We start from the raw sequence: 9,561 nt of genomic DNA, 5'->3' as shown, positions 1-9,561 counted from the left end.
GGCCGCAGTTCGCGCACCCGGCCGGCCGCCGCCAGCGAGAGCAGCGAAGCGCCACCCAGGTAGGCGGCGCCCAACTCCGCGACCGACAGGGCCAGCGCGGCCGGCTCCCGCGTCGGTTCGCACACCGCGCCGCCGTCGTCCCCCGACAGCCGCCAACGCCCGGTGTTCCAGGGGCAGAAGTCGTCCTCGACCGCCAACACCACGTCCACCGGCGTCCGGTAGGTGCGGGCGGCCAGCGCCGGCCCCACCTCCACCGGACGCAGGTGCAGCCCGTCCCGCAACCGCACGGCGCAGCGCCGCACATCGGACACCTGGTGCAGCCAGGCGTCGTCCTCGGGCCGGTTGCGCGCCACGACGGACGACGTCAGGTCGATGCCGGCCAGGTATCGCCACAGCGCACCGTAGGACGCCTCGTCCAGCGCCTCCAGGTCCCGGAGCACGACCTCACCCTTCGGTCCGGCCTCGTCCCACCGGCCCTTCACGGCGTAGCGGGCGTAACCGAGCAACCGGCCGTCCCGTTCGGCCAGCACGCACTGCAGCGGGGACGCGCCCTCGCGCTCACCCGGCGGGTCCAGCACCTGCACCCGGTCCCAGCGCGGCTGCCGCTCCAGCATGCCCGGGCGTTCCGGCACCTTGGCCGCGTACACCCGCTCGCAGTCGGCGAGCGCCTTCTCCGGCTCGACCAGGCGCAGCCGCACACCGTCCGCCTCCGGCGGCACCCGGAGGCGCACCCGTGCGGTGTCGATCTCGGCGCTCAACTGCCGGGTGGCGACGCCGTAACCGAAGCGTCCGTAGATGGCCGGCTCGGAGGCGGTGAGCACCGCCAGCGGCTCCCCCGCCGCGCGCACGTCGTCGAGTTGGCGGCGCATCATCGAGGTGAGCACGCCCTGCCGCCGGTGGGTGGCGGCCACGCTGACCATCGTCAACCCGGCGGTGGGCACCACCGCGCCGCCCGGGACCGTCATGCGGAAGGAGAACGTGCCCGCGGTGCCCACGATCTCGTCGCCGTCGGCGACCAGCAGCGAGCGCTCGAACTCCGTCACGCTCCGCCAGCCTTCGACCTCCTGGGCGTCCTCCTGGGCCCCTCCGAAGGCGAGCGCCAGCTTCCCGTACCAGGCTTCCCACTCGTCGGTGCGCAGCACCCGCGGTTCCCACGTCATACGCCATGCCTACCAGGCCGGAGCAGACGCCACGACTGGATTTCGGAGCGGCGGGCCGCTGGTCGACGTCAGAAATCGACGCGCCTTTTGAGGCACAGGTAAGGTCCGGAAGCATGGCAGGTCGCGGCGGTACGGCTCCACAGGCGGCCCGGCTGCACCGAGCTCACAAGGCGCTGCACCGGGCCCGTACGCTGCTGCGCCGTTCGGCGGTGGACTACTTCCGCGGACACGGCTCCGACCGGGGTGCCTTCAGCGTGCTGATGCTGAGTGTGCCCGCTCTCGCGTGGGCCACGATGGCCCAGCCGTTGTGGTGCGCGCCGGAGACGCTGGTGCTGCCCGTCATCGCCGGTGGTCTGCTGCTCCGCCCGGCGAGTCTGCTGGCGCTCTACGCCGCGTCCGCCGTCGCGCTCGTCGTGGAGTCGGTGGTGCTCGGCCCCTACTCGGACGGCGCCGGCCGCGTGACGCCCGGCACGATCCTCGTGGTGGCCGCGGTCGGCCTGGTCGGGCTGCTGATCGCCCAGTTCCGCACCCGGGTCGGGGTGCCCTGGACGGGTGGCGGCACGATGCTGTTCGACCTGCGGGAAAGGCTGCGGGTGCAGAGCCAGTTGCCGTCGCTGCCGAAGGGCTGGCACCGGGAGATGTCGCTGCGGCCGGCCGGAGGCCAGTCGTTCTCCGGGGACTTCGTGGTCGGGGCCCGTACCGGTCCGCGCCGCCGCACCCTGGAGGTGGTCCTCACCGACGTCTCCGGCAAGGGCATGGACGCCGCCTCCCGCGCTCTGCTGCTCTCCGGTGCGTTCGGCGGCCTGCTGGGTTCACTGCCGCCGCACTCCTTCCTGCCGGCCGCCAACGCCTACCTGCTGCGCCAGGACTGGCAGGAGGGCTTCGCCACGTCCGTGCACCTGGTGCTGGACCTGGACACCGGCGACTACGAGTTGCTCTCCGCAGGCCACGTGCCGGGCATGCAACTCAGCGCCGGCACCGGCAGGTGGGAGGAGAAGACGGCGGAGGGGCCGCTGCTCGGCGTCTACGACGGCGCCGAGTTCCACCCGGTCAAGGGACGCCTGCGGCAGGGCGACGTGCTGATGCTGTTCACGGACGGCCTGGTGGAGACGGCCGAGCGGGACCTCAGCGAGGGCATCGACCGGCTCACCGGAACCGCCGAGACGTACGTGGCGACCGGGTTCCGCGGGGCCGCCTGGCACCTGATCGAGAAGGTCGCCAAGGACGTCAACGACGACCGTGCGCTGCTGCTCATCTGCCGCGACTGAGACAGCGCGCGACTGGGACGGGAGGGGCCGGCACCGCCGCCGACCGATGTGAGCCGAAGGCGCCCCGGACCGCTCGACGCCGGACCGCGCGGCCGTTCCGGTTCAGCGGGCTCCGGCGACCCTGCGGCGTGCCGTGTCCACCGGGTCGGAGGTGAAGGCCCAGTTCATGTCCGGCTCCATCACCCCGCGGAAGGCGCGGCGGAACAGGGCCGTGCACAGGACCGTCATCATCACCGCGGCGAGCACCGTGACCAGCACCCGGCCCAGCGGCGAGTCCACCCAGGCGGCCTCGTACCAGTCGAACTGGCGGGCCAGCTGGATCGGGTAGACGTGCAGCAGGTAGCCGCAGATCGTGCCGGCGCCGAGACTGGTGAACCAGGTGGTGCGGCGCGGCACCCAGGCGAAGAAGCAGGCGGTGAGCACCAGGGCGCAGCCGAACAGCGCCAGTGTCATCACCACGCCGACCCACCAGGGCACTCCCAGCTCCTGCGCCGCGTGGTTGCGCAGGAACCACTGCTTGTTCATGCGCGGCACGGCCCAGTAGGAGAAGAGCAGGGTGAGCAGCGCCACCGGGACGGCCGCCGCCCGGAGGGCGGGCCGGCGCATCCGGAAGTGCTCGGGGCGCAGTTGCAGGCCGAGGACGAAGAAGGGCAGGAACTGGAGTACCCGCTGGAGGTTGAGTTCGCTGCCGATGCCGGGTCCGGTGCTGGCCAGGGCGGCGATCGCCAGGGCGGTCGGCAGCGGCCAGCGCAGCACCTTCCAGACGGGCGTGGTGAGCCGCCAGATGAACAGGGCCACTAGGAACCACAGCGCGTATCCGGGGCTGAGCAGGCTGAACGCCCGGTCCGGGTTGTCGATCCGGCGCATGAAGAGCGTGTAGGCGATCTCGAAGACGAGGTACGGCACCACGACACCGGTGACCAGCCGCTTGATCTGGCCGGGCCGGGCCTCGAAGCTCCGGGAGAGGTAACCGGAGATCACGATGAACGCCGGCATGTGGAAGGTGTAGAGCGCGAAGTAGAGCGCCTCCGCCGCGCGGCTCTCGTGGCGCAGCGGCTCCCAGGCGTGGCCGATGCCGACCAGCACGATGGTGAGGTACTTCGCGTTGTCGAAGAAGGGGTCCCGCTGTTTGGCTCTGCCCTTCGCGGCTCCCTCTGCGGCGGCCCGGTCCGAGGTCTGCGGCAGCTCCTCGGCTGCCGCCTCGGGCTTCAGGTGCCGGGCCGGGGGCAGTGGGGCGCGCTCATATCCAGCGGGGAACATCTACCGCACGATAGCGCCGAAACTTCTAAGACGTAAATTTTCGCAGGCAGGTTGCGTGCCGCGTTCGGGGAATTCGATCAGACCTGCGCGAAATACGGCCGACACACCGCAGACCGTAATGTCGACAAAGCGATTTACTGCATCCGTACGCCCTGGATTGTGAGCATATGCCCGCCGTAAAAGAGGTGTATGCGCGCGTACGAAACGCGGTTTCTTGTCCGAATTCGGGGCCCCGGAACGGAGATGTGGGCCACCCCACACGAATGGGATCACCCTCCGGCACCCGAGTGCGCGCATAACCGGCCGGTAATGGGGGATCCGGCGGGAGAGCGAATTGGGGCTGACCGCCCGAGCCCCCGGACCAGTCGTGCGGCCACTCCGGGGGCTCGGGCGGACCGTACCGGCAGCCGGAGTGCCCGGAGGCACTCGGATCGGGGGAGGAACGGGCGAACAAGGGCCAACGATTCGTCAGCGGGGTCCATCAGCCGCCCGGTTGGTGGCACGATGGAGGTCGCAGGGGGCTGCGAGCGGCAACAGGTCCCCCGGCCGGTGGTGAGGTTCCGACCGAAGGTGTGATCAGTTGTGGCGATTTCGCTGTCCGTGGTCCTGATGCTGGCGATCATCCTGGTGGTGATGATCAGAGGCGGCTCCCTCAAGGCCGGTCCCGCCGTCGTCGCGGCCCTCTTCGGCTTCTTCCTCGCGTCGACGGGCATGGCACCCACCATCCAGAACTTCTTCGACTCGGTGGCCGAGTCGATCAACCAGATCAACCTCTGAGATCCGGGCCGTCCCCAAGGGGCACGACCGGGGCACGACCGCCCGGAAGGCCACTCGGGGACGGCCTGGGAGAGCAACGGCGACGGCTCAGGAGAACGACTCAGGGCCAGGCGGAGGAAGAATCCTCTGCCTGGCCCTGGTGTCCGTGGAGCGGGCGACGGGAATCGAACCCGCGTAGCCAGTTTGGAAGACTGGGGCTCTACCATTGAGCTACGCCCGCGTGCTGCCGCCGTGCCGACTGCGACCGTTCGATCATAACCGGTCGGCCGGAGCGAGCTGATCATGACCGCCGTGCGGCACGCAACGCATCGTACGGCATGTACTGTACGTGTCGCACCGACGGGGTGTGGCGCAGCTTGGTAGCGCGTCCGCTTTGGGAGCGGAAGGTCGTCGGTTCGAATCCGGCCACCCCGACCACGTACTATGAGTGACGCGCGTGTCTCCGTCGTGTCCGCACACCGGAGAGCGCGCAACGGGCGCCCCAAACGTCTGAATCCCCAAGAAGTCAGCCCCAAGGAGACCGACCGTGAAGAGCGCCGTGGAGACCCTGAACCCCACTCGGGTTCGGCTCACTGTCGAGGTGCCCTTCGAGGAGCTCAAGGACAGCCTCGACGCGGCGTACAAGAAGATCAACCAGCAGGTCCAGGTGCCTGGCTTCCGCAAGGGCAAGATCCCTGCGCGAGTGATCGACCAGCGTTTCGGCCGCGGTGCCGTGCTGGAGGAGGCCGTCAACGACGCGCTCCCGAAGCTGTACCAGAGCGCCGTCGAAGAAGGCGACCTGAACCCGCTGGGCCAGCCCGAGGTGGACATCACCGAGCTCAAGGACAACGAGCTGCTGGCCTTCACCGCCGAAGTGGATGTGCGCCCCACCCTGGAGATCCCGGACTACTCCGGCATCGAGGTGACCGTCGACCCCGTCGAGGTCACCGACGAGGACGTGGACACCTCCGTCGACCAGCTCCGCGACCGCTTCGCCTCGACCAACGTCGTGGAGCGGGCCGCCGCCGAAGGTGACGTCGTCAAGATCAACCTCGAGGCCAAGGTCGGCGGCGAGGTCCTGGAGGACGGCGTCGCCGAGGGCATCGACTACACCATCGGCTCCGGTGAGCTGCTGGAAGGCATCGACGCCGCCGTCACCGGCCTGTCCGCGGGCGAGTCGGCCACCTTCACCTCTGAGCTCAAGGGCGGCTCCGCAGCCGGCCAGGAGGCCGAGGTCAAGGTCGAGGTCACGTCCGTGTCCGCCCGTGAACTGCCCGAGCTCGACGACGACTTCGCGCAGCTCGCCAGCGAGTTCGACACCATGGACGAGCTCCGCGAGGACAGCCGCAAGCGGCTGGCCCGGATGAAGAAGTACGACCAGGCCACCCAGGCCCAGGAGAAGGTGCTCGAGGAGCTCATCGGCCTCACCGAGGTGCCGATCCCCGAGAAGCTGCTCGAGGACGAGGTCAACACCCGCAAGCACAACCTGGTCAACCACCAGCTGGGCCAGATGGGCATGGACCTCGCGACCTACCTGAAGATGCAGGAGAAGTCCGAGGAGGAGTTCGAGGCCGAGCTCAAGGAGCAGGCCGAGAAGGGCATCCGGACGCAGTTCATCCTGGACGAGCTGGTCGCCACCGAGAAGCTGAACGTCAGCCAGGAGGAGCTCACCGAGCACCTCATGCGCCGCGCGCAGTCCTCCGGCATGAGCCCCGACCAGTTCGCGCAGGCGGTCGTCGAGGGCGGCCAGGTGCCGATGCTCGTCGGTGAGGTCGCCCGCGGCAAGGCGCTGGCCGTCGTGGTCGAGGCCGCCACCGTCAAGGACGCCAACGGCGAGGTCGTCGACCTGGACGACGAGGAGGACGAGACCGGCGAGACGGTCGAGGCCACCTCCGAGTCCGCGGCCGCCGAGTCCGACGAGGCGGACGCGACCGCCGACGCCGAGCAGGGCGACAAGGGCGAGAAGGCCGACAGGTCCGACGCCTGATCCGGGACAGCCGAACGGACGGGCCCGTACACCACCGCGTGTACGGGCCCGTTCGCGCCCGGCGGAACTCCCCGGCCCGACCTGCGGGAACGCTCCCTGCGCTCACAGCGAACAGTTCTCGGAGCGGGATGGCCTGACCCCCCTTGCGCGTTAGGGTCCTTGTACACGAAGACGCTAGCGACGGCTCACAGGAGATCCAGCGAGGTCCCGGCCGTCCGGACACGAGCAGGTGGACACGTGACGCTTCCGATGCCTTCCGCCGCCGCTGAGCCCAACTTTGGTGGTGGCCTCGGCGACCAGGTCTACAACCGACTGCTCAACGAGCGGATCATCTTCCTCGGCCAGCCGGTGGACGACGAGATCGCCAACCGAATCACCGCACAGCTGCTGCTCCTTGCCGCCGACCCGGACAAGGACATCAACCTCTACATCAACTCCCCCGGCGGCTCCATCACGGCCGGCATGGCGATCTACGACACCATGCAGTTCATCAAGAACGACGTGGTCACCATCGCCATGGGCCTGGCCGCCTCGATGGGCCAGTTCCTGCTGAGCGCGGGCACTCCGGGCAAGCGCTTCGCGCTGCCGAACGCGGAGATCCTGATCCACCAGCCGTCGGCCGGTCTGGCCGGCTCGGCCTCGGACATCAAGATCCACGCGGAGCAGCTGCTCCGTACGAAGAAGAAGATGTCGGAGCTGTCCGCGTTCCACACCGGCCAGACGGTCGAGCAGTGGACGCGCGACGCCGACCGCGACCGCTGGTTCAGTGCCGAGGAGGCCCGTGAGTACGGCCTGCTGGACTCGGTCATCTCCAACGCCTCCGACATCCCCGGTGGCGGCGGTACGGGCGCCTGAGCCCGTTTCGACGCTCTACTGCCCGCAGCCAGCCGGCTCATCACCAGGCCAGCTCATCACCAGGACGGTGAACACCTCGATGGAAAACCTCCCCGGCTCCGGCCTCGCCGCAGGCCCCCAGGCCCGGTACTCCGGCCCGACACCCGAGGCTCGCTACGTCATCCCGCGCTTCGTCGAGCGCACCTCGCAGGGCGTGCGTGAGTACGACCCGTACGCGAAGCTCTTCGAGGAGCGTGTGATCTTCCTCGGCGTGCAGGTCGACGACGCCTCGGCCAACGACGTCATGGCACAGCTGCTGTGCCTGGAGTCGATGGACCCGGACCGCGACATCTCGATCTACATCAACTCGCCCGGCGGCTCCTTCACGGCGCTGACCGCGATCTACGACACGATGCAGTTCGTGAAGCCCGACATCCAGACGGTCTGCATGGGCCAGGCGGCCTCCGCCGCGGCCGTGCTGCTCGCCGCGGGCACGCCGGGCAAGCGCATGGCGCTGCCCAACGCGCGGGTGCTGATCCACCAGCCCTACAGCGAGACGGGCCGCGGTCAGGTCTCGGACCTGGAGATCGCCGCGAACGAGATCCAGCGGATGCGGTTGCAGATGGAGGAGATGCTGGCCAAGCACTCCACCAAGCCGATCGAGCAGATCCGTGACGACATCGAGCGCGACAAGATCCTCACGGCCGAGGACGCCCTCGCCTACGGTCTGGTCGACCAGATCGTGTCCAACCGCAAGACGTCCGTCGGGGTCTGACCCCGCCGTCCCGGGCCGGTCCACGGTTTTCTCGTGGACCGGCCCGGGCATCCCCCTTTGACTCAACAGTCACCAGGGGGGCCCATACCGGGGGCCCGGCAAGGTACCTTCGGAGAGCAAGGACCAGGCACCGTCGCCAGTCGGCGGTGCGCAGGCGAAGGGGAAGCACCTCGTGGCACGCATCGGTGATGGCGGCGACCTGCTCAAGTGCTCGTTCTGCGGCAAGAGCCAGAAGCAGGTGAAGAAGCTCATCGCAGGTCCGGGCGTCTACATCTGCGACGAGTGCATCGACCTCTGCAATGAGATCATCGAGGAGGAGCTCGCCGAGACCTCCGAGATGCGCTGGGACGAGCTTCCCAAGCCGCGGGAGATCTACGAGTTCCTTGAGGGCTACGTCGTCGGTCAGGAGACCGCGAAGAAGGCCCTGTCGGTGGCGGTGTACAACCACTACAAGCGGGTGCAGGCCGGCGAGAACGGCGGCGCGCAGGGCAAGGACGACGCCATCGAGCTGGCGAAGTCGAACATCCTGCTGCTGGGCCCGACCGGCTCGGGCAAGACACTGCTCGCGCAGACGCTCGCACGCATGCTGAACGTCCCCTTCGCCATCGCGGACGCCACCGCGTTGACGGAGGCCGGCTACGTCGGCGAGGACGTCGAGAACATCCTGCTGAAGCTGATCCAGGCCGCTGACTACGACGTCAAGAAGGCCGAGACGGGCATCATCTACATCGACGAGATCGACAAGGTGGCCCGCAAGAGCGAGAACCCGTCGATCACCCGGGACGTCTCCGGTGAGGGCGTGCAGCAGGCCCTGTTGAAGATCCTGGAGGGCACCACGGCCTCGGTGCCGCCGCAGGGTGGGCGCAAGCACCCGCACCAGGAGTTCATCCAGATCGACACCACCAACGTGCTGTTCATCGTGGGTGGCGCGTTCTCCGGTCTGGAGAAGATCATCGAGTCCCGGGCCGGTGCCAAGGGCATCGGGTTCGGCGCGACGATCCGCTCCAAGCGGGAGATCGAGGAGTCGAACCAGTTCGAGGAGATCATGCCGGAGGACCTGGTGAAGTTCGGGATGATCCCGGAGTTCATCGGCCGTCTGCCGGTGATCACCTCGGTGCACAACCTGGACCGTGAGGCGCTGCTCCAGATCCTGGTCGAGCCGCGCAACGCGCTCATCAAGCAGTACCAGCGGTTGTTCGAACTCGACGGCGTGGAGCTGGAGTTCGACCATGCCGCGTTGGAGGCCATCGCCGACCAGGCGATTCTGCGCGGCACCGGTGCCCGCGGGCTGCGCGCCATCATGGAGGAGGTGCTCATGTCGGTCATGTACGAGGTGCCGTCCCGCAAGGACGTCGCCCGGGTGGTCATCACCGCCGACGTGGTGCACTCCAACGTGAACCCGACGCTGGTGCCGCGCTCTCGCGGCAACGAGCAGGGGCCGCAGGAGAAGAGCGCCTGAGCCCCGGCGGGCCGGGCCCGCGGACGGAACGCACGGTGGGCCCCGGGGAGCGATCGCTCCCC

8 protein-coding genes and 2 tRNA genes are annotated in these 9,561 nt (G+C 68.9%); 7 read left to right on the top strand and 3 right to left on the bottom strand.

Translation table 11 applies throughout. The features are described 5' to 3' along the window. The coding region (locus tag ACYVE9_RS08395) for a GNAT family N-acetyltransferase (protein ID WP_461027108.1) at positions 1-1,160 on the bottom strand (1,160 nt) is incomplete at its 3' end. Between the two features lie 113 nt (positions 1,161-1,273). On the opposite strand from ACYVE9_RS08395, the gene ACYVE9_RS08390 reads away from it, so the two are divergent. Further along, complete coding sequence (locus tag ACYVE9_RS08390) at positions 1,274-2,428, top strand: SpoIIE family protein phosphatase (RefSeq protein WP_461027107.1); 1,155 nt, start codon at positions 1,274-1,276, stop codon at positions 2,426-2,428. Positions 2,429-2,530: 102 nt separating this feature from the next. Here ACYVE9_RS08390 and ACYVE9_RS08385 read toward each other — a convergent pair whose 3' ends face one another. Then, positions 2,531-3,688, bottom strand: a complete 1,158-nt coding sequence (locus ACYVE9_RS08385) for an acyltransferase family protein (protein ID WP_461027106.1) — start codon at positions 3,686-3,688, stop codon at positions 2,531-2,533. 582 nt (positions 3,689-4,270) lie between these two features. On the opposite strand from ACYVE9_RS08385, the gene ACYVE9_RS08380 reads away from it, so the two are divergent. Further along, positions 4,271-4,465, top strand: a complete 195-nt coding sequence (locus ACYVE9_RS08380) for a hypothetical protein (protein ID WP_461027105.1) — start codon at positions 4,271-4,273, stop codon at positions 4,463-4,465. 146 nt (positions 4,466-4,611) lie between these two features. On the opposite strand, the gene ACYVE9_RS08375 is transcribed toward ACYVE9_RS08380, so the two are convergent. Then, a tRNA-Gly gene (locus ACYVE9_RS08375) sits at positions 4,612-4,685 on the bottom strand. 120 nt (positions 4,686-4,805) lie between these two features. On the opposite strand from ACYVE9_RS08375, the gene ACYVE9_RS08370 reads away from it, so the two are divergent. The 5 genes from ACYVE9_RS08370 to clpX all read left to right on the top strand — a co-directional run bounded on the left by ACYVE9_RS08370 (position 4,806) and on the right by clpX (position 9,499). Further along, positions 4,806-4,882, top strand: a tRNA-Pro gene (locus ACYVE9_RS08370). A gap of 109 nt (positions 4,883-4,991) precedes the next feature. Next, positions 4,992-6,431, top strand: coding sequence for a trigger factor (tig, locus tag ACYVE9_RS08365; protein ID WP_461027104.1), 1,440 nt, complete (start codon positions 4,992-4,994; stop codon positions 6,429-6,431). A 249-nt stretch (positions 6,432-6,680) separates the two neighbouring features. Then, on the top strand, positions 6,681-7,286 hold the full coding sequence (locus ACYVE9_RS08360; RefSeq protein WP_461027109.1) for an ATP-dependent Clp protease proteolytic subunit: 606 nt from the start codon (positions 6,681-6,683) through the stop codon (positions 7,284-7,286). A 79-nt stretch (positions 7,287-7,365) separates the two neighbouring features. Beyond that, the gene (locus ACYVE9_RS08355) at positions 7,366-8,040 is read left to right on the top strand and encodes an ATP-dependent Clp protease proteolytic subunit (protein WP_461027103.1); all 675 of its coding nucleotides are present in this window, start codon (positions 7,366-7,368) and stop codon (positions 8,038-8,040) included. Positions 8,041-8,212: 172 nt separating this feature from the next. Continuing rightward, positions 8,213-9,499 carry an ATP-dependent Clp protease ATP-binding subunit ClpX gene (gene clpX, locus ACYVE9_RS08350; protein WP_461027102.1) on the top strand — a complete coding sequence of 429 codons (1,287 nt, stop codon included), beginning with the start codon at positions 8,213-8,215 and terminating at the stop codon, positions 9,497-9,499. Positions 9,500-9,561: the final 62 nt, after the last annotated feature.

This window comes from Streptomyces sparsus (genome assembly GCF_054776295.1).
This window is presented reverse-complemented; position numbering and strand designations above follow the sequence as displayed.

Coding starts and splice junctions, on each gene's coding strand:
- ACYVE9_RS08360 (WP_461027109.1), top strand. CDS start 6,681: ATGCCTTCCGCCGCCGCTGAGCCCAACTTTGGTGGTGGCCTCGGCGAC.
- ACYVE9_RS08385 (WP_461027106.1), bottom strand. CDS start 3,688: ATGTTCCCCGCTGGATATGAGCGCGCCCCACTGCCCCCGGCCCGGCAC.
- ACYVE9_RS08355 (WP_461027103.1), top strand. CDS start 7,366: ATGGAAAACCTCCCCGGCTCCGGCCTCGCCGCAGGCCCCCAGGCCCGG.
- ACYVE9_RS08390 (WP_461027107.1), top strand. CDS start 1,274: ATGGCAGGTCGCGGCGGTACGGCTCCACAGGCGGCCCGGCTGCACCGA.